Annotated in this window: 22 protein-coding genes and 1 riboswitch; of the genes, 8 read left to right on the top strand and 14 right to left on the bottom strand. The window is 68.4% G+C overall.

Annotated elements, in window-relative coordinates:
* Position 1: 1 nt before the first annotated feature.
* From ACS5Q7_RS10105 to carA, 9 genes are all read right to left on the bottom strand, one after another.
* The gene (locus ACS5Q7_RS10105) at positions 2-1,009 is read right to left on the bottom strand and encodes a zinc-dependent alcohol dehydrogenase family protein (RefSeq protein ID WP_478339185.1); all 1,008 of its coding nucleotides are present in this window, start codon (positions 1,007-1,009) and stop codon (positions 2-4) included.
* 171 nt (positions 1,010-1,180) lie between these two features.
* The gene (locus ACS5Q7_RS10100) at positions 1,181-2,071 is read right to left on the bottom strand and encodes a LysR family transcriptional regulator (protein ID WP_243954023.1); all 891 of its coding nucleotides are present in this window, start codon (positions 2,069-2,071) and stop codon (positions 1,181-1,183) included.
* 229 nt (positions 2,072-2,300) lie between these two features.
* Complete coding sequence (gene trxB / locus ACS5Q7_RS10095; protein WP_478339184.1) at positions 2,301-3,278, bottom strand: thioredoxin-disulfide reductase; 978 nt, start codon at positions 3,276-3,278, stop codon at positions 2,301-2,303.
* A gap of 33 nt (positions 3,279-3,311) precedes the next feature.
* Complete coding sequence (locus tag ACS5Q7_RS10090; protein ID WP_478339183.1) at positions 3,312-4,283, bottom strand: mitochondrial fission ELM1 family protein; 972 nt, start codon at positions 4,281-4,283, stop codon at positions 3,312-3,314.
* A 2-nt stretch (positions 4,284-4,285) separates the two neighbouring features.
* The gene (locus tag ACS5Q7_RS10085) at positions 4,286-4,786 is read right to left on the bottom strand and encodes a hypothetical protein (RefSeq protein ID WP_478339182.1); all 501 of its coding nucleotides are present in this window, start codon (positions 4,784-4,786) and stop codon (positions 4,286-4,288) included.
* Between the two features lie 4 nt (positions 4,787-4,790).
* Complete coding sequence (gene greA / locus ACS5Q7_RS10080) at positions 4,791-5,267, bottom strand: transcription elongation factor GreA (protein WP_478339398.1); 477 nt, start codon at positions 5,265-5,267, stop codon at positions 4,791-4,793.
* 88 nt (positions 5,268-5,355) lie between these two features.
* Positions 5,356-8,829 (bottom strand): carbamoyl-phosphate synthase large subunit, encoded by a 3,474-nt coding sequence (gene carB / locus ACS5Q7_RS10075; protein WP_478339181.1) that lies wholly within the window; start codon positions 8,827-8,829, stop codon positions 5,356-5,358.
* Positions 8,830-8,988: 159 nt separating this feature from the next.
* On the bottom strand, positions 8,989-9,366 hold the full coding sequence (locus ACS5Q7_RS10070; protein ID WP_478339180.1) for a hypothetical protein: 378 nt from the start codon (positions 9,364-9,366) through the stop codon (positions 8,989-8,991).
* A gap of 119 nt (positions 9,367-9,485) precedes the next feature.
* Positions 9,486-10,718 carry a glutamine-hydrolyzing carbamoyl-phosphate synthase small subunit gene (carA, locus tag ACS5Q7_RS10065; protein WP_243954029.1) on the bottom strand — a complete coding sequence of 411 codons (1,233 nt, stop codon included), beginning with the start codon at positions 10,716-10,718 and terminating at the stop codon, positions 9,486-9,488.
* 179 nt (positions 10,719-10,897) lie between these two features.
* On the opposite strand from carA, the gene ACS5Q7_RS10060 reads away from it, so the two are divergent.
* The 8 genes from ACS5Q7_RS10060 (at position 10,898) to ACS5Q7_RS10025 (ending at position 20,108) form a co-directional block, all read left to right on the top strand.
* Entirely contained in the window at positions 10,898-11,362 is a 465-nt protein-coding gene (locus ACS5Q7_RS10060) for a GatB/YqeY domain-containing protein (RefSeq protein ID WP_243954030.1), read from the top strand.
* 124 nt (positions 11,363-11,486) lie between these two features.
* Positions 11,487-13,367, top strand: a complete 1,881-nt coding sequence (dnaG, locus tag ACS5Q7_RS10055) for a DNA primase (protein WP_478339179.1) — start codon at positions 11,487-11,489, stop codon at positions 13,365-13,367.
* A 219-nt stretch (positions 13,368-13,586) separates the two neighbouring features.
* Complete coding sequence (gene rpoD / locus ACS5Q7_RS10050) at positions 13,587-15,569, top strand: RNA polymerase sigma factor RpoD (RefSeq protein WP_478339178.1); 1,983 nt, start codon at positions 13,587-13,589, stop codon at positions 15,567-15,569.
* Positions 15,570-15,638: 69 nt separating this feature from the next.
* The gene (locus ACS5Q7_RS10045; RefSeq protein WP_478339177.1) at positions 15,639-16,898 is read left to right on the top strand and encodes an adenylate/guanylate cyclase domain-containing protein; all 1,260 of its coding nucleotides are present in this window, start codon (positions 15,639-15,641) and stop codon (positions 16,896-16,898) included.
* 171 nt (positions 16,899-17,069) lie between these two features.
* Positions 17,070-17,198, top strand: a riboswitch (TPP riboswitch).
* A gap of 68 nt (positions 17,199-17,266) precedes the next feature.
* Complete coding sequence (thiO, locus tag ACS5Q7_RS10040) at positions 17,267-18,484, top strand: glycine oxidase ThiO (RefSeq protein ID WP_478339176.1); 1,218 nt, start codon at positions 17,267-17,269, stop codon at positions 18,482-18,484.
* The gene (thiS, locus tag ACS5Q7_RS10035) at positions 18,481-18,693 is read left to right on the top strand and encodes a sulfur carrier protein ThiS (RefSeq protein WP_478339175.1); all 213 of its coding nucleotides are present in this window, start codon (positions 18,481-18,483) and stop codon (positions 18,691-18,693) included. Before thiO ends, thiS begins: the two co-directional genes overlap by 4 nt.
* Before the next feature lie 3 nt (positions 18,694-18,696).
* Positions 18,697-19,497: a thiazole synthase gene (gene thiG, locus ACS5Q7_RS10030; protein ID WP_478339174.1), complete on the top strand. Its 801-nt coding sequence runs from the start codon at positions 18,697-18,699 to the stop codon at positions 19,495-19,497.
* Complete coding sequence (locus ACS5Q7_RS10025) at positions 19,497-20,108, top strand: thiamine phosphate synthase (RefSeq protein ID WP_478339397.1); 612 nt, start codon at positions 19,497-19,499, stop codon at positions 20,106-20,108. Before thiG ends, ACS5Q7_RS10025 begins: the two co-directional genes overlap by 1 nt.
* Positions 20,109-20,697: 589 nt before the next feature.
* Here the strand turns inward: ACS5Q7_RS10025 and ACS5Q7_RS10020 are convergent.
* The 5 genes from ACS5Q7_RS10020 to radC form a co-directional block, all read right to left on the bottom strand.
* Positions 20,698-21,444, bottom strand: a complete 747-nt coding sequence (locus ACS5Q7_RS10020) for a proteasome-type protease (protein WP_478339173.1) — start codon at positions 21,442-21,444, stop codon at positions 20,698-20,700.
* A 27-nt stretch (positions 21,445-21,471) separates the two neighbouring features.
* Positions 21,472-22,296, bottom strand: a complete 825-nt coding sequence (locus ACS5Q7_RS10015; protein WP_478339172.1) for a transglutaminase family protein — start codon at positions 22,294-22,296, stop codon at positions 21,472-21,474.
* A 50-nt stretch (positions 22,297-22,346) separates the two neighbouring features.
* Positions 22,347-23,288 (bottom strand): alpha-E domain-containing protein, encoded by a 942-nt coding sequence (locus ACS5Q7_RS10010; protein WP_478339171.1) that lies wholly within the window; start codon positions 23,286-23,288, stop codon positions 22,347-22,349.
* A gap of 59 nt (positions 23,289-23,347) precedes the next feature.
* A complete protein-coding gene (locus tag ACS5Q7_RS10005; protein ID WP_478339170.1) occupies positions 23,348-24,784 on the bottom strand; it encodes a circularly permuted type 2 ATP-grasp protein in 1,437 nt (478 codons plus the stop codon).
* Positions 24,785-24,882: 98 nt separating this feature from the next.
* Complete coding sequence (gene radC, locus ACS5Q7_RS10000; RefSeq protein WP_478339169.1) at positions 24,883-25,632, bottom strand: RadC family protein; 750 nt, start codon at positions 25,630-25,632, stop codon at positions 24,883-24,885.

The raw sequence follows: 25,632 nt of genomic DNA, 5'->3' as shown, positions 1-25,632 counted from the left end.
CTCACATCTCCAGGCAGATCTTCCCGAAGTGGCGGTTGCTCTCCTGGTGCCGGAACGCCTCGACCATGGCGTCGAGGGGATAGCGGCTGTCGACGACCGGTCTCATCCCGTTGGCGTCGATGGCCCGCACCATGTCCATCTGCTGCCGGCGGCTGCCGACGAGCACGCCCTGAAGCCGCAACTGCCGGATCAGGGCGGGTACGACCTGCAGTGAGCCGGCGACGCCGGTGAGGATGCCGATCACCGCGATGTGGCCGCCGGTTCGGGCGGCCTCCATCGATTGTTCCAGCGTGCCGGGGCCGCCCACCTCGATCACGTGATCGACGCCCCGTCCTCCGGTGATCTCTCGGGCGGTCTCGCCCCAAGCGGCATCCTGCTTGTAATTGATGAGGTGGTCGGCACCGAGCGATTGCAGGCGCGACAGCTTCTCGTCCGATGACGAGGTCGCGATCACCGTCGCCCCGGCCATCTTGGCGAATTGCAAGGCGAAGACCGAGACGCCCCCCGACCCCTGCACCAGTACCGTGTCGCCGGCCTTCAGCTTCCCGTCGTCATGGAGCGCCCGCCATGCGGTGAGGCCTGCGGTGGTCAGCGTCGCCGCTTCGGCATGGTCCCAGCCGACGGGGGCATGGGTGAAGGCGGTCGCCGGCGCGGTGATCGCCTCGCGCGCATAGCCGTCGACGCCGTCGCCCGGCACGGTCGCGAACCCCACGACCTCAGGCTCTCCGTCGAGCCAGGTCGGAAAGAACGTGCTGACGACATGGTCGCCGACGGCGAAATCCGCCACGCCCGGCCCCACCGCCGTGACCTCGCCGGCGCCGTCCGACATAGGAATGCGGTCCTCGGGCGGTCCCCACATCCCGCTGACCACAGCGTAGTCGTGGTAGTTCAGCGAACTCGCCCGCAACCGCACCGTGATCTCGCCGAAGCCGGGCTCCGGCACCGGCCGCTGCGTCGTGCTCACCCGCTCGAACCCGCCGCCGGCCCCGACGACGAGTGCCTTCGTCATCTCACCCATTCCGACCTCCCAGATGCATCCGCATCCGGGATCTAGTGCAGCGTGCCGGGGAGGGCACGCTGGCCGAAGAACGAGCCTATGGTCTTGGCAACGCAAAGTTGCGATAACTATGGTTAATCAACCAGGGGTTGCATAAACCATAAAGACGAATGCCCGTCGCGCTCAATAGGTCCAGCGTTGCGCTTTCTGGACCAGGAAATCGCGGAAAGCCTGCACCCTGGCGACCGAGCGCATCTCCTCCGCATAGACGAGGTAGCTTTCCAGCGTCGGCATGTCGGTTTCCCGCAGCACCTGCACCAGGTTGTCATCCCCATCGACAGCATAGTCGGGCAGGATGCCGATGCCGGCCCCGGCCTCCATCGCCCTTTGCAGGGCGCCGATATTGTTCACCGTCAGATGGACCGGCCGCCGCTCGCGCCCGTCGCGCCCGGCATCGGCCAGCCAATGCGCGGCCAGCAGATAGGAAGGCTCGTTGCCGCCGAAGGAGACGATCCGGTGCTCGTCCAGCTCCTGGACGGTCTTCGGCTCGCCGAAGCGCTTCACGTAATCCTGGCTGGCGAAGGCGTGGTAATGCACCGTGAACAGCCGCCGCTGGATCAGGTCAGGCTGGGCCGGCCGGCGCATGCGGATCGCCACATCGGCCTCGCGCATGGCGAGGTCCAGTTCCTCGTTGGTGAGGATCATCTCGATCCGCACATCCGGGTAGAGGTCGAGGAACTCACCCACCCGCTGCGAGAGCCACGACACACCGAGCCCGACCGTCGTCGTCACCTTCAGATCGCCGGTCGGGCGCTCGGAGGTTTCCACGAGCCGCGCCCGGGTGTTCTCCAGCCGCAGCTTCATATCCTTGGCGGCCCGGAACAGGAGGTCGCCCTGCTCGGTGAGGATGAGGCCCCGGGCGTGCCGGTGAAAAAGCGGCGCCTTCAGTTCCCGTTCCAGGGCGCTGATCTGGCGGCTCACCGCCGATTGGCTCAGCCCGATATCGTCTCCGGCCTTGGTGAAGCTCCCCGCCTCGGCGACGTTGAGGAAGATGCGAATCTTGTCCCAGTCCAACGCGAGAACTCCCGGTCGTGCTGCGCCGCGGAGCCCGATGACCCGCTTCGGCTGGGCGGAAGCTGCCTCGATGCCCTCGACCGACAACGCCGTAGGGCCGACATTCACGCCACGGTGCCATGCGATATACGCATTCCTGCGTGGAGAATAGACCTATGCATCCGGCGCGGGCCTGTGAGGCCCGACGACCGGTGCATAAGCTAACGAAAAGCGGGGATGAGCGAGAGGGTTACTCCGCTGCCGCGCGGGCCGGGCTCTCGCCGATCTCGAGGTTGGCGAGGTATTTCTCGGCTTCCAGCGCCGCCATGCAGCCCATGCCGGCCGCGGTGATGGCCTGACGATACACGTCGTCGGTGACATCGCCCGCCGCGAACACGCCGGGGATCTCCGTCTCGGCCGTTCCCGGCGTCACCGTGAGATAGCCGCCATGCCGCAGGGGCAATTGCCCTTCGAAGATCGCCGTGGCGGGCTGGTGGCCGATGGCCACGAACACGCCGTCGGTCGGGACCTCAGTGATATCGCCGTTGCGCGTGTCCTTCAGGCGGACATGAGTGACGCTCGGCGCCGGCTTCTCGACGCCGCAGATCTCCTCGATCTCCTTGTGCCACAGCACCTCGACATTCGGGTGCTTGAAAAGGCGCTCCTGCAGGATGCGCTCGGCGCGGAACTGGGCGCGGCGATGCACGACCGTGACCTTCTTGGCGATGTTGGCGAGGTATAGCGCTTCTTCGACGGCGGTGTTGCCGCCGCCGACCACCACGACCTCGCGCCCCCGGAAGAAGAAGCCGTCACAGGTGGCGCAGGCCGAGACGCCGCCGCCCTGGAACTTCGCCTCGGAGGGCAGCCCAAGCCACTTGGCCTGGGCGCCGGTCGCGATGATGAGCGCGTCGCAGGAATAGGTCTCGCCGGAATCGGCTTCGAGCCGGAACGGCCGGGTCTTGAGATCGACCTTGGTGATGTATTCGGAGACGATCTGCGTGCCGACATGCTCGGCCTGAGCCCGCATTTGCTCCATCAGCCACGGACCCTGGATCGCCTCGGCGAAGCCGGGATAATTCTCGACATCGGTGGTAATCATCAACTGGCCGCCGGGTTGGAAGCCGGAGATCAGCAGCGGCTTCACCATGGCGCGGGCGGCATAGATCGCGGCGGTGTACCCGGCCGGGCCGGAGCCGACGATGATGAGCTTTGCGTGGGTGTGGGCCATGGGTCTCGAACTCTTCGTCTTCCCGCCTGGGCGTCAGTCTCGGCCACGGCGACGCGCAATATAGGCATCCGCCAAGGCCTGCGCGATCACCGGCGTCGCGTCGATTGGGGAATAGCGCAGATCCGTGAGCCGTCCGTCAAACGGCGCGAGCGCTCCGGCACGCGCCAATGCCGCATACATCGCCTTGTGGCGCGGTGGCGTGCCCTCGATCTCGCTGAGCAGGACCGGCGCGCCCGTCGCCACCGCCTCGCTCACCATGTTCACCGAATCGGAGGTGACGACGATCGCCTCGGCCAGCGCCAGCATGGCGAGGTAGGGGTTCTCGCCGCTCCCATCCCAGAACAAGCCGCCGGTCTCGGCCGCGAGCGCTTGCGCCGGCTCGCGCAGGCGCTCGGGCGTCCGGCGCGAGGTCGTCACCATCAGCCCGCAGCCTGCTTGCGCGAGTCCGCGTAAGCCGTGGAGGAGGCGTGCGATACCCTCGTCCGTGAAGCGGAGATGACGGCTGTCCCCCCCCAGCAGCACCGCCACACGCCGCCCACAGAGCCGGGCCAGCCGGGGATCGGGCGCGGCTCTCGCTGCCGCGAGCCGCTTCGCGGACAAACGATGCGGCGAGGTGACGGAGCGCAGCACATTGTGGCCCCGCAGGGAATCGTGCTCGGGCACCCAGATGAAGTCGGCGGTTCGGGCGCCCGTGCGCGGGTCCTTAAGGAAGGCGGTGAAGCCGACACCGAGGCGTCGGCTGGCGCGCAGATACGGCACCGCGCGGCGGCCGGAGGCGATGACGAGGGCGGGGAGGGGGCCGTGAAGGGCGCCGCCCGGCCGGCGCGGCCCCTGGCGCGGATCGATCGGCCCCCTGGGCGCGAACCACCCGAACGGGCCTGATGCCGGGATCCGGCGCAGTTCCGCATCGAGGCCCAGGCACTCGGCAATGCCGAGGCACTGATTCTCGTCGCCGGCCTTCCCGTCCGTGACGATCCAGGCATGCAGGCCTGCGAGGCCGGACACGGCTAGTCCCGTGGCAGATCGCGAGCGAGCCACTGGGCATAGATGTCGGCGATCACCGCGACGCGCCGACGCTCGTTCGCGGGGTCGTACCACGCACCGCCATAGCTCGACGGCGTGGCGGTCATTTGGTGATGGCGGCCGAGCACCTCGCCCCGGCGCCCGAGGAGGAGCGCATCGCCCTCCAGGTAATCGTTCTGCGTACCGCCGAGGCCGAACCGCCCGCCGCCATTGCCGACATAATCCCGCAGCGACAGGCCGGTGAGCACCACGACGAGGCTCGGTCCGCGTCCGCCGATCCGACCCGCGAAGTTCTTCCGCAGAGCGGCCGTCAGGTCGGCAGCCAGGGCCTCGGCCTGCAAGCCACCGCCCTTGGCGAGCAGGGGCCGCACATCGACGCGCACGTCGGCGAAAGCCAGCGTCGGCGGAAACTCCTCCGCCGACGCAGACCCGAACAGGCCGATGAGGGATGCGAGACCGGAGGCGACCCAGACGCGGCGAGCCATCGAATCAGCCGCCGAACCGGATTTCGACCACCTCGTAGGATTTGCCGCCGCCCGGCGTCGTCACCTCGACGGTATCGCCGACGGCCTTGCCGATCAGCGCGCGGGCGATGGGCGAGCCGATGGAGACCCGGCCGGAGCGCACATCCGATTCAGGCTCGCCGACGATCTGGTAGGTCTTCTCTTCCTCCGTGTCCTCGTCCACGAGTTTCACGGTGGCGCCGAAGATGATCTTGCTGCCCGAAAGCTTGGCGACGTCGATCACCTCGGCACGGGCGATCATGCTCTCGAGTTCCATTACCCGGCCCTCGTTGTGGGACTGGGCCTCCTTGGCGGCGTGATACTCGGCGTTCTCGGACAGGTCGCCCAGGGCGCGCGCTTCCGCGATTGCCTGGATGATACGCTGCCGCTCGACCTGTTGGCGATGCTTCAGCTCTTCCTCGAGTGCCGCATAGCCGCGGGTCGTGATCGGAACCTTGTCTATGCTCATCGTCTCGCGCCGTAATGAAGAAGCCCGGCCGGGAGCGGGTCACTCCCTCCGGGCCCTGATAGTGTTTCCAGGACCTGCAACTTCAGGCCGCAAAATATTCCTGCAACGCGCGTACCTTGAGATCGCCTTCGAGATAGGCCTTGATCCCTTCGGCCGCCGCCATCGCGCCGGCTAGAGTGGTGTAGTACGGCACCTTATGCAAGAGGGCGGCGCGGCGGAGCGAGCGCGAGTCCGACAGGGCGCCGGCTCCCTCCGTCGTGTTGAACACGAGCTGGATGTCGCCGTTCTTGATGGCGTCGACCACGTGGGGCCGCCCCTCCAGAACCTTATTGATGCGCTCGGACTTGAGGCCCTGCTCCACGAGGTAGCGCTGCGTCCCACCCGTGGCGAGGATGGTGAAGCCGAGATCGGCCAGGAGCTTCATGGCGGGCAGGATGCGCGCCTTGTCGTCGTCCCGCACCGACACGAACACCGCCCCCGACCGCGGCACCTGATTGCCCGCGCCGAGCTGGCTCTTGGCGAAGGCGACGCCGAAGCCGGCATCGAGGCCAATGACCTCGCCGGTCGAGCGCATTTCCGGTCCGAGCAGCACGTCGACGCCGGGGAATCGGGCGAAGGGGAACACCGCCTCCTTCACCGCGATATGCGGCAGGGTCTTCTTCACGAGGCCGAAGGTCGACAGCTTCTCCCCCGCCATGACCCGGGCGGCGATCTTGGCGATCGGCTCGCCGATCACCTTCGCCACGAAGGGCACCGTCCGCGAGGCGCGGGGGTTTACTTCGAGCACGTAGATCATGCCGTCCTTGATCGCGTACTGCACGTTCATCAGGCCGCCGACCTTGAGGGCCAGCGCCATGGAGGTGGTTTGACGCTCCAGTTCGGCGATAGTTTCGGCTGAGAGCGAGCGCGGCGGCAGCGAGCAGGCCGAATCGCCGGAGTGGATGCCCGCCTCCTCGATGTGCTCCATGATGCCGGCGATGAACACGGTCTCGCCGTCGCAGACCGCGTCCACGTCCACCTCGACCGCATCCGACAGGTAGCGATCGAACAGGAGCGGGTTCTTGCCGAGCACCGTGTTGATCTGCCCCGTCTTGTCGTTGGGGTAGCGCGCCTTGACGTCGGACGGGATCAGGCTCGGCAGGGTGTCGAGGAGGTAATCGGCGAACTGCGCCTCGTCGCGGATGATCGCCATGGCCCGGCCGCCGAGCACGTAAGACGGGCGCACGACGAAGGGCAGGCCGAGATCGGCCGCCACGAGCCGGCTCTGCTCCACGGAATAGGCGATGCCGTTCTTCGGCTGCTTCATCGCCAGCTTGTCGAGCAGGCGCTTGAACTGGTCCCGGTCCTCGGCAAGGTCGATGGCGTCCGGCGAGGTGCCGAGGATCGGAATGCCGGCGGCTTCGAGGGCGCGGGCGAGCTTCAGGGGCGTCTGCCCGCCGAACTGCACGATGACGCCGTGCAGCGTGCCCGCCTGCTTCTCGGTTTCGAGGATTTCGAGCACGTCCTCGGCGGTCAGGGGCTCGAAATAGAGGCGGTCCGAGGTGTCGTAGTCGGTCGAAACCGTCTCCGGGTTGCAGTTGACCATGATGGTCTCGTAGCCCGCATCGCTCAGCGCGTAGCAGGCGTGACAGCAGCAATAGTCGAACTCGATGCCCTGGCCGATCCGGTTCGGCCCGCCGCCGAGGATGACGACCTTCTTGGCGTCGGTCGGCGCGGCCTCGTCGACCACGGTCCCTGCGAAGGGCGCCACGTAGGTCGAGTACATGTAGGCGGTGGGCGACTTGAACTCAGCCGCACAGGTGTCGATGCGCTTGAATACCGGGCGCACGGCGAGCGCACGGCGCTTCTCGCGCACCTCGCTCTCTTCCATCTTGGCGAGGACGGCGAGGCGGGCATCGGAGAAGCCCGCCGCCTTCAGCTGCCGGAAGGCGCCCGGCGTGGTCGGCAGGCCGTGGGCCTTCACCCGCTGCTCGAGGTCCACGATGGCCTGAAGCTGCTCCAGGAACCACGGGTCGATCTTGCAGGAGGCGTGGACCTCCTCATGGCTCACGCCGAGGCGCAGGGCCTGCGCGACCTGCAACAGGCGGTCGGGCGTCGGGGTACCGAGCGCGGCCTTGATGGCGTTGCGGTCATCGCCCTTGCCCAGGCCCTCGATCTCGATCTCGTCGAGGCCGGTCAGCCCGGTCTCCAGCGAGCGCAGGGCCTTCTGGAGGGATTCCGCGAAGCAGCGGCCGATGGCCATCGCCTCGCCCACCGACTTCATGGCGGTGGTCAGCGTCGGCTCGGCGCCGGGGAACTTCTCGAAGGCGAAGCGCGGGATCTTCGTGACGACGTAGTCGATGGTCGGCTCGAAGGAGGCCGGGGTCGCACCGCCCGTGATGTCGTTGGCGATCTCGTCCAGTGTGTAGCCCACGGCGAGCTTGGCCGCGACCTTCGCGATGGGGAAGCCGGTCGCCTTCGAAGCAAGCGCCGATGAGCGCGAGACGCGCGGGTTCATCTCGATCACGATCATCCGCCCGTTCTCAGGGTTGATCGCGAATTGCACGTTTGAGCCGCCGGTCTCGACGCCGATCTCGCGGAGCACCGCGAGAGAGGCGTCGCGCATCACCTGATACTCCTTGTCGGTGAGCGTCAGGGCCGGGGCGACGGTGATCGAATCGCCCGTATGGACGCCCATCGGGTCGATGTTCTCGATGGAGCAGACGATGATGCAGTTGTCGTTCCTGTCGCGGACGACCTCCATCTCGTACTCTTTCCAGCCGAGCACGCTCTCCTCGATCAGCACCTCGTTGGTGGGCGAGGCGTCGATGCCGCGCTCCACGATGTCGAGGAATTCCTCGCGGTTGTAGGCGATGCCGCCGCCGGTGCCGCCCATGGTGAAGGACGGGCGGATGATCGCGGGCAGGCCGACTTCGGCCAGCGCGATCAGCGCCTGCCCGAGGGCATGCTCTCCGTAGCGCTTGCGCCGCTCGGACTCGCCCGCGTGCCACTTCTTCTCGAAGGCGGCGAGGGCGTCAGCGCGGGCCTGCTCGTCGGTGTGGGTGGCCTCGATCCGGGCGATCTCGGCCTGATACTTCTGCCGGTCGGCCTTCTTGACGGCCGAGGCGTTGGCCAATGCCGATTTCGGTGTGTCGAGGCCGATCTTGGTCATCGCGTCGCGGAACAGCGAGCGGTCCTCGGCCTTGTCGATGGCCTCGGCGGTGGCGCCGATCATCTGCACGCCGTACTTGGCGAGCACGCCCATCTTCTGGAGCGACAGGGCACAGTTCAGCGCCGTCTGGCCGCCCATGGTCGGCAGGATCGCGTCGGGGCGCTCCTTCTCGATGATCTTGGCGACGATCTCCGGGGTGATCGGCTCGACATAGGTCGCGTCGGCCATGTCCGGATCGGTCATGATCGTGGCGGGGTTCGAATTCACGAGCACGATGCGGTAGCCCTCCTCGCGGAGGGCCTTGCACGCCTGGGTGCCGGAATAGTCGAACTCGCAGGCCTGTCCGATGATGATCGGCCCCGCCCCGACGATCAGGATCGAGGAGATATCGGTGCGTTTGGGCATCGGACGCCTTGATACAGGCACGCGCACCCCGTCGTCGGGCATAACCCCACGACCGGACGCACGGCGGGATTGTCGTTGAGCCCTGCGTTTACACGGGGCTTCGCACCGGAGACAAGGGTGCGCGACCGGTCATCGCAAGGACGATGCCGACCTGTCCACTCATGCGGCCGCGGAAAGCGCCGTGATAGCCCTGTCGATGGCGAGGTAGAAGACGCCGAAGGCCACGACGGCAGCAGCGGCGAACTCGACGGCGACGTTCGGCAGGGTCTGCGCCCGGCGCAGGCTCTCGCGCCCGGCCACGATGGAGATCCAGGCGAGCGCCAGCACGGCCGGCATGGCGAACAGGTAGGAGAGGGTGCTCTCGATCCGGTCGAGGCCGGCGACGGGATCGATCAGCGCGCGGATGTTGCGCACCCACGGCGCGTAGGCCGCCGCGTAGAGGGCGGTGAGCCAAGCCAGGCCCGTCGCCACCCCGAGGTGGAAGCTGAAGGCACGGTGCAGACGCGAGAAGTCGTCGCTTGCCTGTCTGGCAATCATTGGGATCATCCCCCGCCGCGGCCGGCGCGATCGCGATGGCGTCGCCGTCTCAAGCCGTTGGCGGGGGATAAGCCTTCCGAATTCGGGGTTTTTGTGACCCCGATGGGGCAGTCTCGGGATCAGGCCTGCGGGGCCGATTCCGGCTTGCCCGAGCGCATCAGCGCCACGAACCGCTCGAACAGGTAGTGGCTGTCGCGCGGGCCGGGCGAGGCCTCCGGGTGGTGCTGCACCGAGAAGGCCGGGCGGTCTGTGAGCGATAGGCCGCAATTCGAGCCGTCGAACAGCGAGACATGCGTCTCGACCGCCGAGGCCGGCAGGCTGGCCGGGTCCACCGCGAAGCCGTGGTTCATGGACACGATCTCGACCTTGCCGGTCGTCTTGTCCTTAACCGGATGGTTCGCGCCGTGATGGCCCTGGCCCATCTTCACCGTGCGGCCGCCGAGCGCCAGACCCATGAGCTGATGCCCGAGGCAGATGCCGAACGTCGGCACCTTCTCATCAAGCAGCTTGCGGATCACCGGAACGGCGTACTCGCCGGTCGCGGCCGGGTCGCCGGGGCCGTTCGAGAGGAACACGCCGTCCGGCTTCATGGCCAGGATCTCCTCGGCCTTGGTGGTGGCCGGCACGACGGTGACGTCACAGCCCGCTTCCGCCAGCAGCCGCAGGATGTTGCGCTTCACGCCGTAATCGATGGCCACGACCTTCAGGCCCGTGCCCGGCGCCCGCTTGCCGTAGCCGTTGCCGAGCGCCCAGACGGTCTCCGACCATTCGGACGTTTCACGGCTGGTGACCGGCGGCACGAGGTCCAGCCCCTCCATCGGGGCGAGGGCGGCGGCGCGCGCCTTGAGGGCCTCGCGGTCGAACTGTCCGTTGGGGTCGTTCGCGATGACGGCGTTCGGCATGCCCTTGTCGCGGATGAGCGCGGTGAGCGCCCGGGTGTCGACCCCGGTGATGCCGACGATGCCGCGCGCCCGCAGCCAGCCGTCGAGATGCGAGGACGAACGCCAGCTCGAGGGCTTCGTCACGGCCGAGGCGATGACGGCGCCGCGCACGCCGGAGGCCGGCGCCGCATCGAGGCTTTCGAGATCCTCGTCGTTGGTGCCGACATTGCCGATATGCGGGAAGGTGAAGGTCACGATCTGCCCGGCATAGGACGGGTCGGTCAGGATCTCCTGATAGCCCGTCATGGCGGTGTTGAAGCAGACCTCGCCATCGGCCACGCCGGTCTGGCCGATGCCGAATCCTTCGAGGATCGTGCCGTCCGCCAGCACCAGAAGAGCGGTGGCGACGGGCTCGGACCAGGGCGCGGGCTCGGCCGTGGGGTGCGCGGACGCGCCGTCGTCTTGCAGCATCGGGACCTTCTCGCTTATCTCGTCGGCATCCGGCGCCTTGCGGCGCGCGCGGAACCCTCCGGCGCGTCTTAAAGACTGCGGCGTGTGACGTGGTCAATGTGGCTGCAACTCGCGTGCCGTTCAACGCCCGTCGTCGCGGGGCAGCCGCCCGCTTTTCACACCCTCTGAAGGACTTCGAGATGCAGTTGCGCGAGCGTTTCACCGCCGAGATGAAAGAGGCCATGAAGGCCGGCGACAAGGGCCGCCTCGCCACGGTGCGGATGATGCAGGCCGCCCTGAAGGACAAGGACATCGAGGCGCGCGGCCTCGGCAAGGACCCGGCCTCGGACGAGGACATCCTCTCGCTGCTCCAGAAGATGATCAAGCAGCGCACCGAATCGGCCACCGTCTACGAGCAGGCCGGCCGCCCCGAACTCGCCGAGAACGAGCGCGCGGAGATCGCGGTGATCGAGAGCTTCCTGCCGAAGCAGATGGACGAGACCGAGGTGAAGGCCGCCGTCGAGGCCGCCATCCTCGAGACCGGCGCGGCCGGGCCGAAGGACATGGGCCGGGTGATCGGCGCCCTGAAGGGCACCTTCGCCGGCCGCATGGACTTCGCCAAGGCGAGCGGCCTCGTGAAGGAAGCCCTCGCCGCGAAGGCGTGAGAGCCGGAACAACGCAACAGCGCGGTTCTGCCCGCAATCCCCCGGCGGGGCGGCGGGCGGGCCGGGACTCGGTGGGGTGGAACGCGCTATACTCGCCGGTCCCGCCCTCTGCCCCGCGATACCCTTGCGCTATCCGCCGCACATTCTGGAAGAGATTCGCGCCCGGCTTCCGGCCTCGGCCGTGGTCGGCCGCCGGGTCCAGCTGAAGAAGGCGGGACGCGAATGGCGCGGGCTGTCGCCGTTCAATGCCGAGAAGACGCCGAGCTTCTACGTGAACGACCAGAAGCAGTTCTACCACTGCTTCTCGTCCGGCAAGCACGGCGACGTCTTCACCTTCCTGATGGAGACGGAAGGCCTGAGCTTCCCCGAGGCCGTCGAACGGCTGGCGGGCGAGGCGGGCGTTCCCCTGCCGGCGCCGACCGTCGAATCGCGCGAGAGCGAGAAGAAGCGCGCCACCGCCATCGACGTGATGGAGATGGCCGCCGCGTGGTTCGAGGAGCGCCTGCGCTCGTCCAAGGGTGCGGACGCCCGCGCCTATCTCGACCGGCGCGGCCTCGGCGACGAGGTGAGGGCCCGGTTCCGCCTCGGCTACGCGCCGAACGAGCGCTACGCCCTGCGGGATCATCTCGCCGGCAAAGGCGTCGAGCGCGACACGATGGTCGAACTCGGCCTGCTCGCGGGCGGCGAGGATGTGGCCGTTCCTTACGATTATTTCCGCGACCGGGTGATGTTCCCCATCACCGACCTGCGCGGCCGGGTCGTCGCCTTCGGCGGGCGCGCGCTCGCCAAGGAGGTCCGCGCCAAGTACCTGAACTCGCCGGAGACGCCGCTCTTTCACAAGGGGCGGATGCTTTACAACCTGCACAATGCGCGGAAGGCCGCCCACGAGCGCAGCTCGATCATCGCCGTCGAGGGCTATGTCGACGTCATCGCGATGACGCTCGCGGGCCACGGGGAAACGGTGGCGCCGCTGGGCACGGCCCTCACCGAGGACCAGTTGGCGCTGCTGTGGCGCCATGCCGACGAGCCGGTGCTCTGTTTCGACGGCGACGGGGCGGGCGTGCGGGCCGCCCACCGTGCCATCGATGTCGCGCTGCCTCTGCTGGAACCGGGCAAGAGCCTGCGAATCGCCCTGCTGCCGGCCGGGCAGGATCCGGACGATCTCCTGCGCTCGGGCGGTCCCGCCGCCATCGACCGGGTGCTCGAAGCGGCCATTCCGCTGTCGGAACTGCTCTGGCGCCGGGCGGTCGAGGCCCAGCCCGTCGACACGCCGGAGCGCCGCGCCGGGTTCGCCCGCGCCCTACGCGCTACCATCACGACGATCCGCGACGAGACGGTGCGGCGCTACTACCGCGACGACGTCGAGGAGAGGCTGCGCGGTCTGTCGCCCCAGCCCCTGCGCAACGCGCCGCAGAACCGCGAACGTGGCCGGCGGCAGCCCGAGCCGGTTTCGCCACGCCTGCGGACAGCGCCCAGCGCCTCCGTCACCGCCTCGGCGGGGTTCAGCGGCGCCGCGCCCGTACGGGAATCGATGATCGCCGCCACCTTCCTCGTTCACCCGGAGATGGTCTCGACCTTCGGCGACGAATTGGCGGAACTGGACTTCGCTGATTCGGACTGCCGGGCCGTCGTCTCGGTGCTGCTGGCCTGCGCCACCGAGCACACGCTACCCGACGCGACTCTGTTGCAGGAACGCCTCACTCGCGCGGGACTGATCGAAGCCGCAGAGCGCGTGCTGGGTCTGGCCCGTTCGCGGGAGCGGGCGCAGCTCGATCCGCAGGGCGATCCGGCGCAGTGCGCGGACGCCCTGCGCCAAGCGATGATCTTGCACCGGCAGGCCGGAGCGCTACATAGCGAACTTCACGAGGCCCGGCAGGCGTTTGAGGCCGATCCGACGGACGCCGGCTGGACCTGGGTCTGCGACGTGAAAGAAAGGCTGGCAATCGTGCTATCGGCGGAGTCGGAGGCCGACCTTCCGGCGACGGATGCGCGGGGTGCGCCGTGACTTCCATGGTGCGCTGGCGCTATAGGCGGCTATCGGCTGTGGCTGCCCTGCGCTCGCAGCCTTAGTTAACACACGGTCAAGCCTAGGCTTGCATACGAAGATGGGGTCGCGCGGCTGACCGTCGCGATCCGCACCAGTTTTTGCATCGCGGCGTCGAAGGCGTGGACAGGCTCCCGATGCCTCCGCAATCCGCCGCAACGGGACAACAATAGGCTCATCATGGCGACGAAGGCAACGGAACGGGACGAGGCGGACGCTGCACCCGAGCAGCAGACCGACGGGCCGCTCCTCGACCTGTCGGATGCCGCGGTCAAGCGGATGATCAAGCTCGCCAAGAAGCGCGGCTACGTGACCTATGAAGAGGTCAACGAGGTGCTTCCCGAGGGCCAGTCCGACCCCGACCAGCTCGAAGACGTGCTCTCCCAGCTCTCCGAGATGGGCATCAACGTCGTCGAGGCCGAGGAGACCGAGGAAGCCGCAGCCGGCGAAAAGGCCGCGAGCGGCGAGGCCGACGAGGAAGAGGCCGAGGGCGGCGAAGTCGCCGAGGTGACGTCGACCCGCGCGGTCGCCGTCGCGACGACCACCCGCGAGCCGACCGACCGCACCGACGACCCGGTGCGCATGTACCTGCGCGAGATGGGCTCGGTGGAGCTTCTCTCCCGCGAGGGCGAAATCGCCATCGCCAAGCGGATCGAGGCCGGGCGCGAGGCGATGATCGCCGGCCTGTGCGAGAGCCCGCTGACCTTCCAGGCCATCATCATCTGGCGCGATGAGTTGGTGGAGGGCAAGGTCCTCCTGCGCGACATCATCGATCTCGAAGCGACCTATGCCGGCCCGGACGGGCGCAATGCGCCGCAATTGGCCGAGGGCGAGAGCGAGGGCGACGAGGACAGCGACGGACCGACGCCTCCCGAGGGTGGCGACGAGGAGGACGATCTCGAGAACAACGTGTCGCTCGCCGCGATGGAAGCGGAGATCAAGCCGCGCGTCCTCGAGACCTTCGACGCGATCGCCCAGAACTACCACAAGCTGCGCAAGGCCCAGACCGAGAACGGGACCGGCGCCGACAAGACCTCGGCGCAGACCAAGAAGCAGGGCGACCTCAAGGACATCGTCGTCGCCGACGTGAAGTCCCTGTCGCTCAACAACAACCGGATCGAGGCGCTGGTCGGCCAGCTCTACGCGATCAACAAGCAGCTCATCGGTCACGAGGGCCGGCTGATGCGCTATGCGGAGAGCCACGGCGTCGCCCGCGACGAGTTCCTGCGCCACTACCAGGGCTACGAGCTCGATCCGGCCTGGATGGACCGCGTCGGCACGCTCGGCGGCAAGGGCTGGAAGAACCTGGTCGAGAGGGGCCAGAAGCAGGTCACCGAACTGCGGGCGCAGATCCTCGACCTCGCCTCGGAGACGGGCCTCGAGATCGGCGAGTTCCGCCGCATCGTGAACATGGTCCAGAAGGGCGAGCGCGAAGCCCGGCAGGCGAAGAAGGAAATGATCGAGGCGAACCTGCGCCTCGTGATCTCCATCGCCAAGAAGTACACGAACCGCGGCCTGCAGTTCCTGGACCTGATCCAGGAGGGCAACATCGGCCTGATGAAGGCCGTGGACAAGTTCGAGTACCGCCGGGGCTACAAGTTCTCGACCTACGCGACGTGGTGGATCCGGCAGGCGATCACCCGCTCGATCGCCGATCAGGCGCGGACCATCCGCATCCCGGTCCATATGATCGAGACGATCAACAAGATCGTCCGCACCTCGCGCCAGATGCTGCATGAGATCGGGCGTGAACCGACGCCCGAGGAGCTGGCCGAGAAGCTGGCCATGCCGCTGGAGAAGGTCCGCAAGGTCCTGAAGATCGCCAAGGAGCCGATCTCCCTCGAAACGCCCATCGGCGACGAGGAAGACAGCCACCTCGGCGACTTCATCGAGGACAAGAACGTCGTCCTGCCGATCGACGCGGCGATCCAGTCGAACCTTCGCGAGACCACGACGCGCGTACTCGCGTCGCTCACGCCCCGCGAGGAGCGCGTGCTGCGCATGCGCTTCGGCATCGGCATGAATACCGACCACACCCTGGAAGAGGTCGGCCAGCAATTCTCCGTGACGCGCGAGCGCATCCGCCAGATCGAGGCGAAGGCGCTGCGCAAGCTCAAGCATCCGAGCCGCAGCCGGAAGCTTCGGAGCTTCCTCGACAACTGAGCCGACGGCCCGCGCCGCCGGCTCACGGCAAAGCCTTGCTTTGCCGTGACGGAAACCCACCTTGGCGCCATGCTCGAACGACGTCCGCCACTGCCCGGAACACCGACGGCCGATGCGGACGGCTCCGAGACCAGCGACGTCCCGTTCGGCGCGCTGGAGCCCTCGGTCGGCATCCGCGATTGGCTGCTCGGTGAGGGGGCCCGCATCGACAAGGCCGAGCACATGCTCGAAGGCCTTGCCGAGCGGCTGATCGATATCGGCGTTCCGGTGGACCGCGCCTCCACCGCCATCGACACGTTGCACTCGGAATATGCCGGCGTCGGCCGGGTCTGGACGCGCAACGGCGGTGTCACGGTGCGGCTTTTCCCGCACGGCAGCCGTTCCCAGGAAGCCTATCTCCGCAGCCCCTTCGCCGAGGTCCACCGGACCGGCCGCTGGCTGATCCTAGACCTGTCCGAGACGCCGGACGACGCCTACGCCATCGTGCCGGACCTCAAGGCGGAAGGGTTCACGCACTACGTCGTCGCGCCGCTGTTCTTCACGAACGGCACGCAGAACGGCATCACCTTCGCCACCAAGTGCCCCACGGGGTTCGAGCGCGAGCACATCGCGATCCTGCGCTTCATCATGCCGGCGCTGGCGGCGGTGATGGAGATGCGGGTTCTGAACAAGCAGCTCGATCACGTGCTCCGCGTGTATGTCGGCGACGAGCCGCACCGGGCGATCCTATCGGGCGACATCCGGCGCGGACAGGTCACGCGCATCCGCTCCGCGATCCTGTTCGCGGACATGCGCGACTACACGCGCATCTCCGCCGACATGACGCCGGAGGAGGCGGTGGCCCTCCTCAACGTGTTCTTCGATTGCCTCGTCCCGCCCATCGAGGGCGAGGGCGGCGAGGTGCTGAAGTATCTTGGCGACGGGCTGCTCGCGATCTTCCGCGAGAGCGGCGACGACCTCGGCGGCGCGGCCAAGGGCGCCCTGACGGCGGCCCAGCACATTCTGGCGGCCATCGACGAGGCGAACGCCCTCCATCAATTCCCGGTGCCGATCCAGGCGGGCATCGCCCTCCACCATGGCGAAGCAGCCTACGGCAATGTCGGCTCCGGCTCGCGCCTCGACTTCACGGTGATCGGCCGCGACGTGAACCTTGCCAGCCGGCTCGCCAAGCTCAACCGGGGGCTCGGCGAGGAGCTTCTGATGTCGAAGCCCTTCGTGGATTTCCTGTGGGGCGACCCGGTTCCGGTGGGCGTCCACGTGCTCCACGGCTTCGAGGAGCCGATGGCGGTGTTCAAACCGAAATTCCTGCGGCCGCGGAAAAGGGATTGAGGGCGGTATCCCCGTTCAATCCCGTCATTGCGAGCGAGAGCAAAGCAATCCAGTCGGCGCCGCCATATCCGGACAAGTCGCGCTCTGGATTGCTTCGGCTTCGCCTCGCAATGACGGCGAGGCGTGAGGGCCGGGGGGATTGACGCTTAGCCGATCAAAGGCCACATCTCGCTCTGTTCCAGGGAGATCCCCGGCAAGGGGCTGAGAAACCGATGGCACGCCCGTAAGGGCCTGCGGCGCGGAAATCCTTCGAACCTGATCCGGTTCACACCGGCGTAGGGATTGGACCGCGGCCGTCGTCCTGACAGGCCATCGCTTTTCACGAAGCACCCGGCCCGTTCCCTCCGCCAGACCAGCGGAGTGTCGCCATGGGGCTTCCGAGGCCCATTTCACCCATTGGCCAGCGTCGCGATCCGGGGCTCGCGGCCCGGAGCGCGAACCTACCCGAGCGCGCGGATGTCGCGGTCATCGGCGGCGGGCTGATCGGCCTTGCCAGCGCGTGGCGCCTCGCATCGAGGGGGCTTTCCGTCACGGTGATCGAGCGCGGCAGCGTCGGATGCGGCGCGAGCCTCGCCGCCACGGGGATGCTGGCACCGGCCGCCGAGCACGAGCCCGGCTCCGATCCGCTGCTGCCGCTCGCCATGGACTCGCTCGCCCGCTGGCCCGGCTTCCGCGACGATCTCGAAGCGGCGTCCGGCCTTTCCATCGACTACCGCCCCGATGGCACCCTGGTTCTGGCCATCGGCCGCGACGAGGTGGAACGCCTGCGCTTCCGCTACGAGCTGCAGCGCCGCTCGGGCCTCGACGCGACATGGCTCAACGGCACCGAAATCCGCCGGCTGGAACCGGTGCTGCGTCCCTCGGTGACGGCGGGCGTGCAATGCCCCCTCGATCATCAGGTCGATCCGCGCCTCGTCATGGCCGCGCTGGTGAAGGCTTGCGAGGCGGCGGGCGTGACGATCATCGAGCGCAGCGCCGTCACCGGCCTCGATTGGTCCGGCGGGCGCGTGACGGGGGTGGCCACGGAGGCCGGGCGCCTGCGCGCCGACACCGTCGTCCTGGCCTCCGGCGCGTGGAGCGGGGAGGGCGGGCTTCTGCCCGACAGCCTCGCCCTGCCGGTGCGCCCCCTCAAGGGCCAGGCGCTCGCCCTGCGGACCACGCGACAGACCGGAACGCTCTCGCGCATGGTCTGGACCGAGCAGGTCCACATGGCCCCGAAGAGCGACGGGCAACTCATCGTCGGCGCGACGGTGGAGGATTGCGGGTTCCGTGAGGGCGTCACGGCGGGCGGGCTCTACGCCCTGCTCGAAGGGGCCAGACGGGTGCTGCCCGGCATCGAGGAGATGGAGGTCGAGGCCGTGTGGAGCGGGTACCGGCCGACGTCGGACGACGACGCGCCGATCATCGATGCCATCGCGCCGGGGCTCATCGCCGCCACGGGCCATCACCGCAACGGCTACCTCCTCGCCCCCGTCACGGCGGACGCGGTCGCCGACCTCGTGGTCTCGGGCGAATTGCCCGCCGTCGCGCGGCCTTTCACGCTGGCCCGCTTCGCCCGGCCCGAGCCGAGGAGGGCGGCGCGATGAAGCTCTTCGTCAACGGCGAGCCCCGCGAGTACGACGCCGTCACCGTCGCGGCCCTGTTCGCCATCGAGGCCGAAGAGACCGGGATCGAGGGGCCGCAGGGCATCGCCATCGCCCTGAACGGCCGGGTTCTGCGCCGGAAGGAATGGGCGGACACCGCCATCACACCGGGTGATCGCATCGAGATCGTCCGCGCCATGCAGGGAGGCTAGAGCATGGACAGCATCGTCACGCCGCTGCGCCCCGAGGACGACGACGCCCTGGTGATCGCCGGGGTGCGGCTCTCGTCGCGCCTGTTCCTCGGCACCGCCGGCTACCCGACGCAGGCGATCATGCGCGACGCCGTCGAGGCGTCCGAGGCCGAGGTGGTCACCGCCTCGATCCGCCGGGTGTCCCTGCGCGGCCACGGCTCGGACACCGTGAGCCTGCTCAAGGGCCGCCGCTTCCTGCCGAACACCGCCGGCTGCGAGACCGCCCGCGATGCGATCATGACCGGCGAACTCGCCCGCGAGGCGTTGGACACGACGTGGATCAAGGTCGAGGTCATCGGGGACCGCGAGACGCTGTACCCGGACGTCGCCGAACTGATCGAGGCCTGCCGCCATCTGGTGGACGACGGCTTCACCGTCCTGCCCTATTGCAACGACGACCCCATCGTCTGCCGCCGCCTCGAGGACATCGGCTGCGCCGCCGTGATGCCGATGGGCTCGTTGATCGGCTCCGGCATGGGTGTCGCCAACCCGGCGAACATCGAGCTGATCTGCCGACGGGCGGGCGTGCCAGTCATCGTCGATGCCGGCATCGGCACTGCTTCGGACGCGGTGATCGCGATGGAACTCGGTGCCGCCGCCTGCCTCGTGAACACGGCGGTGGCCAAGGCCGACGATCCGGTGCGGATGGCCCGCGCCATGGCCCGCGCCGTCGAGGCCGGGCGCGAGGCGTACCTCGCCGGGCGGATCCCGCGCCGGGGACGCGCCGATCCGTCGAGCCCGCAACTCGGTCTTGTCGGCTCGTGATCTTGCCGTTGCCGCTGCTCGCCGTGACGGACCGCCACGGCCATCTCCGCCCGCTCCCGGAGACAGTGCGGGCGGTGCTCGCCGGGGGAGGGCGCTGGATCTGGTTCCGCGACCGCGACCTGCCCGTCGACGAGCGCCTGCGTCTCGGTGAGGCGGTGGCGGCGGAAGTGCGGGCTGCGGGCGCGTTCCTGACGGTCGGGGGCGACATCGCGCTGGCGGCGGCCCTCGGGGCGGATGGAATCCACCTGCCCGGCGGATCGGACGCCGTGGCCAAGGCCCGGGACAGGCTCGGCGCCGGGCTGATCGGCCTCTCTGCTCACAGCCTGCGCGACGTCGAGGCCGCGGCGGCGGCGGGCGCGGATTACGTGACGCTGAGCCCGATCTTCCCGACGGCCAGCAAACCCGGCTACGGCCCGGCCCTCGGCCTCGCCGCGATCACCGCAGCCGCCCGCCTCGGCCTCCCGGTCGTCGCGCTGGGTGGGATCGGCGAGGGGTCGCTCGCCCCGTGCCGAATGGCCGGCGCCACCGGGTTCGCGGTCATGGGCGGGGTGATGCGGGCGGACGATCCCGCTGGCGCCGCGCAGGAGCTACTGGCGGGATGGCACCACTGACGAGAGACGTGACGCCCCCTCTCCCCGCCTGCGGGGAGAGGCCCGCCGATACCTCGTCGTATCGGCGGGAAGCGCAGGCGCAGCCGAAGCGGGGGTGAGGGGGCTCGCAGGATGAGTCTCTTCTAGCCTCCCCCCCTCACCCCCGGCTGCCGCCTCGCTTCGCCCCCGACAAGGGGGGCTCAGCCCTCTCCCCGCAGGCGGGGAGAGGGGTACTCTGCACCCTGACGCGCTGGGTGGGATCGGCGAGGGGACGCTCGCCCCGTGCCGAATGGCCGGCGCCACCGGCTTCGCGGTCATGGGCGGGGTGATGCGGGCCGACGATCCCGCTGGCGCCGCCGGGGGTTGCTGGCGGGATGGCACCACCGACTTGAGACGTGACGCCCCCCTCTCCCCGCCTGCGGGGAGAGGCCCGCCGATACCTTGTCGTATCGGCGGGAAGCGCAGGCGCAGCCGGAGCGGTGGTGAGGGGGCTCGCAGGATGAGCCTCCTCCGGCCGGCCCCCTCACCCCCGGCTGCCGCCTCGCTTCGCCCCCGACAAGGGGGGCTCACCCCTCTCCCCGCCTGCGGGGAGAGGGGTACACTCTGCGCCCTAGGCCGCAGGCCCGTAGGGCGGGCGGGGGATCGCCCGGTGGGCGGCGCGCAGCGCGGCGGACCAGCGCTCGCGCAGGTCGTGGAAATAGCCCTCACCGGCCTCGATCCGGTGGTTCACTTCCAGGGTCAGCGCCCCGCGCCGCGCCAGCGCGATGTCGATGGGCAGGCCGACGCCGAGGTTCGAGCGCATGGTCGAATCCATTGAGACGAGGCCGACCTTCAGCGCGTCGTAGAGGTCGGTCTCGAACTTCACCGCCCGGTCGAGGATCGGCTTGCCGTATTTATGCTCGCCGATCTGCAGGAACGGCGCGTCGGTGCTGCACTCGATGAAATTGCCGGCCGAGTAGATCAGGAACAGCCGCATCGGCTCGTCGCCGATCTGCCCGCCGAACAGCAGCGAGATCGAGAAACGGATGCTCGCCGCCTCGAACCCCTTCTGCTCGATCATCCGCACCCGGCGGATCGCCCGGCCGACGAGTTGCGCCGCCTGGAACATGGTCGGCGCCTCGATGAGGCGCTGGGCGGGCTCGCCCTCCTCGCCGGGCACGCCCTCCTGCAACATGCTCAGCACGGTCTGGGTGATCGAGAGATTGCCGGCCGAGGCCAGCATCATCACCCGCTCGCCCGGCACATTGAAGTGGTGGAGCTTGCGATAGGTCGAGATGTCGTCGAGCCCCGCATTGGTGCGGGTATCGGCGACCATCACCAGGCCGTCCTCGACGAGGACACCGACGCAGTAGGTCATGGGTTCAGGTTTCCGGCATGGGATGCGTCAGCATTGGACCGCCGACCTGCCTTGCTCGACGCGGAGCTTCACGTCCAGCGTCTCTGTGCCGCCGCCCATGCGGCTGCCGCGGATCGGGGCCGCGCCGAGATAGTCGAGCCCCATGGCGAGGCGGATATACTGCTCCGACGGGCTGATCTCGTGCACGGCATCGAAGGCCACCCAGCCGAGATTCGGCACCAGCGCCTCGGCCCAGCCGTGCGGCGCCTCCACTTCGGCCGCTCCGTCGTCCCGCGCGCGGTAGCCAGCCACGTAGCGGGCCGGGATGCCCAGGTGCCGGGCGGCGGCGATGAAGACGTGGGCAACGTCCTGCGAGTTGCCGTGCCCCGCCGCCAGGGCCTTGGCCGCTGGCACGGCGGCCGTCGCGGGACCGGATTCGAACCGCACCGCCCCATGCACCGCCTCCATCAGACGGTGAAGGACGGTCAGCCGATCCTCGGCGCCACGGGCGGCATCCTCGGCGAGCGCGTGCAGCTCGGGGCTCGCGACACAGAAATCCGTCTCGCGCAGGTAGAACAGGTCGGGCAGCCGCTCGACCGAGCCGCGTACGACGCCGTGGGTGTCGTCGGTGTCCGCCTCTCCGATCACGCGGATCGTCAGGGTGCTGGCCGGCTCGTCCGGGGTGAACCAGTGGACGATGTTGCCGAACCCGTCCTCGCGGGCGGTCAGCCGACCGTCCACGGAGGTGTCGATCCGCCAGCGGCGAACGTACTGCCCGTCATGGTCGCGCGGCGTCAGGCGCAGGATCTGGATCAGGCCCCGTGCCGGCTGCTCGTAGATGTAGCTGGTCTCATGGACAACGCGGATGCGCATGCGCCCTTCCCGCCCGTGCTGTTCGACCGAACCCGGTCCCTCGGCCTGACTCAGCCGACGAGATACTGCTTGGCGATCGCTTCGCCCACCCCGTTGCTCTCCACGATGAATGCCTGGACGAACTCGTGCAGGCCAGCGTTGAAGATACGGTCGATGTTGTCGCTCTCCAGCTTCGCCAGCACGTTGCCGGCGAGGCGCTGGCTCGGCCCCCGCCGTCCGTAGGCATCGGCGATGAGGTCGAGGTATTCCACGATCACGCCGTAGCAATTGGCGAAGGAACGCGGCATCTGCTTGTTCAGCATCAGCAGATCGGCCACCAGCAGAGGCTTCACGCTCTCGCGGTAGACCCAGTGATAGGCCGTGAGCGCGGAGACTTCGCGCAGGATCGTCGTCCACTGGAAATAGTCGAGGCTACCGCCGATCTTCTCGTCCTGCGGCAGCAGGATCTTGTACTTCACGTCGAGGATGCGCGCCGTGTTGTCGGCTCGCTCGATCGCCGTGCCGAGGCGGGTGAACCAGAACGCGTCGTTCCTCAGCATCGTGCGGAAGGCCGAGCCGTCATAGGTCAGCGAGACGGTCTTCACCCAATCGAGGAAGCGGCCGAACTCGTCGCGGTTCAGGTCGCGCCCGGCATAGGAGCGCAGTTCGAGCCAAGCGCCGTTGATCGCGTCCCACATCTCGGTGGTCAGCGCCGTGCGCACGGAACGGGCGTTCTCCCGCGCCGCCTCGATGCAGGAGCGGATCGAGGACGGGTTGTGCGGGCTGAAGGCGAGGAAATCGCACACCGTGTCGGCGTTCACGACGCTGTAATGCGGCTTGAACAGTTCGGGGTCGCCGGCCGAGGCCAGCGCCGATTCCCACTCGTTGCTCTCGCCGTAACTAGAGGGGAGCGCGGCGAGGCGGTGCGCGGCGTCGAGGATGCGCGCGACGAAGTCGGCGCGTTCGACGTAGCGCGAGAGCCAGTAGAGGTTGTCGGCAGTCCTGGAGAGCATGGTGCGGCTCGATCGTCCCGGCCCCGGGGGGCTTACGCAGCGTTACGAGGGTTCGGCGTTCAGGCGTCGAGCACCCAGGTGTCCTTCGTGCCCCCGCCCTGGCTCGAATTCACCACGAGGGATCCTTCCTTGAGGGCGACCCGCGTCAGCCCGCCGGGCACGATGCGAATCTCGTCCGCCCCGCATAGCACGAAGGGCCGCAGGTCGACGTGGCGCGGGGCGATGCCGGAGGCGACGAAGGTCGGGCAGGTGGAAAGCGAGAGGGTCGGCTGGGCGATGAACCCGTCCGGGGCGTGGCGCAGCTTCTTGGCGAAATCGTCGATCTCGCGCTTGCTGGCATGGGGGCCGACGAGCATCCCGTAGCCGCCCGACCCGTTCACTTCCTTCACCACCAGTTCGGACAGGTTGTCCATCACGTAGGAGAAGGCCTCCTTCTCGCGGCAGCGATAGGTCGGCACGTTGTGCAGGATCGGCTCCTCGCCGGTGAAGAACTTCACGATCTCCGGCATGTAGCTGTAGACCGCCTTGTCGTCCGAGATGCCGGTGCCGACGGCGTTGGCCAACGTCACCGAGCCGCGCTCGTAGGCGTTCATGATGCCCGGCACGCCGAGCACCGAATCCGGCCGGAAGACCAGCGGATCGAGGAAATCGTCGTCGAGGCGTCGGTAGATCACGTCCACCTTCCGCGGCCCCTCGGTGGTGCGCATGTAGACCACATCGTCCTTGGTGAAGAGGTCGGACGCCTCCACCAGCTCGACGCCGAGCTTATCGGCCAGGAACGAGTGCTCGTAGAAGGCCGAGTTGTAGCGGCCGGGGGTGAGCAGCACCACGGTCGGGTCGCGGGTGGCCGAGGCGGGGGCGAGGCTGCGCAGGGTCGCGAGCAGGGCGTCCGGGTAGTTCTCGACCGGCGCGACCCGGTGCTTCGAGAACAGATCCGGGAACAGCCGGAGCATCACCTCGCGGTTCTCCAGCATGTACGACACGCCGGAGGGGATGCGGGCATTGTCCTCGAGGACGAAGAAATCCTTCTCGCCGGTGCGGACGATGTCGATGCCGGCGACATGGACGTAGAGGTCGTGCGGCACCCGGAAGTTGCGCATCTCCATCCGGTAATGGGCGTTCCGGTAGACGAGATCGGCGGGGATGATGCCGGCCTTGATGCACTCCTGGGCGCCGTAGACGTCCTTCAGGAACATGTTGAGCGCCGTGACGCGCTGCTTCAGCCCGCGCTCCAGGAAGTCCCATTCCGGCCGGGTGATGACCCGGGGGATGATGTCGAAGGGAATGAGCCGCTCGGTCGATTCTGTATCGCCGTAGACGGCGAAGGTGATGCCGATGCGCCGGAACAGCAGCTCCGCCTGGCTGCGGCGGGTGTTGAAATGGTCGGCCGGGGTCGAATCCAGCCACGCCTTCAGGCGTCCGTAAGCTTCGCGGAGGGTGGCCGGGTCGGCCGGGCCGCCCAGGCCGGTCATTTCATCGAAGGCTGCGGCAGCCATGCTGTGCTCTCTCCCACACGCTCAAGCTCTGGAGGCAAGAGACGCGCCATGGCCGTTAGCGTAGCGGCCCCGGGCCGCGTTGCCAGGGGGTGCCACTTCTAGATGAGCTTCAGCCCTTTCAGGCTCGCATGACCGTTACGCGCCATGATGACGTGATCGTGCACCACGATGTTGAGCGGCGCCAGGACGGCCACGATCTCGCGGGTCATGCTCACGTCCGCCGCCGAGGGCTTCGGATCGCCCGAGGGGTGGTTGTGGGCGAGGATGATCGCCGTCGCGGAGAGTTCGAGCGCCCGGCGGGCCACCTCGCGGGGATAGACCGGGGTGTGGTCCACCGTGCCGCGCCCCTGCACCTCGTCGGCGATGAGGTGGTTGCGCTTGTCGAGGAAGAGGATGCGGAATTCCTCGCGCGGGGCGAAGGCCATGGTCGCGCGCAGGTATTCGGAGAGGGCGCTCCACGAGGTGAGCACATCGCGCTCGCGGATTTCGCCCCGGGCGAGACGCCGGCCGGCGGCCTCCACGAGCTTCAGGTCCGTGACGACGCCCGGCCCGATCCCCTCGACTTCCAGCAGCCGTGCCCGCTCGGCGCCCAGCACCTCGGCGAGGCTGCCGAAGCGGCGGATCAACGCCTTGGCGAGGGGCTTCACGTCCCGGCGGGGAATCGCCCGGAAGAGCAGCAATTCGAGCAGTTCGTAATCGGGGAGAGCCTCACCCCCGGCCTCCGCGAACTTCTCGCGCAGGCGGTCCCGGTGACCGAGATAATGCGGCTCCTCGCCGGCTGGCGAAAGAGACGGCGCGGCGCTCTCGGCGAAGAAGCCCGGCCCGCGCCCGGATGGCGAGCGTGCCAC

This window comes from Methylobacterium sp. Gmos3 (assembly GCF_056430985.1).
The sequence above is the reverse complement of the archived record's forward strand: the minus strand, read 5'-3'. Positions and strand labels throughout refer to the sequence as shown.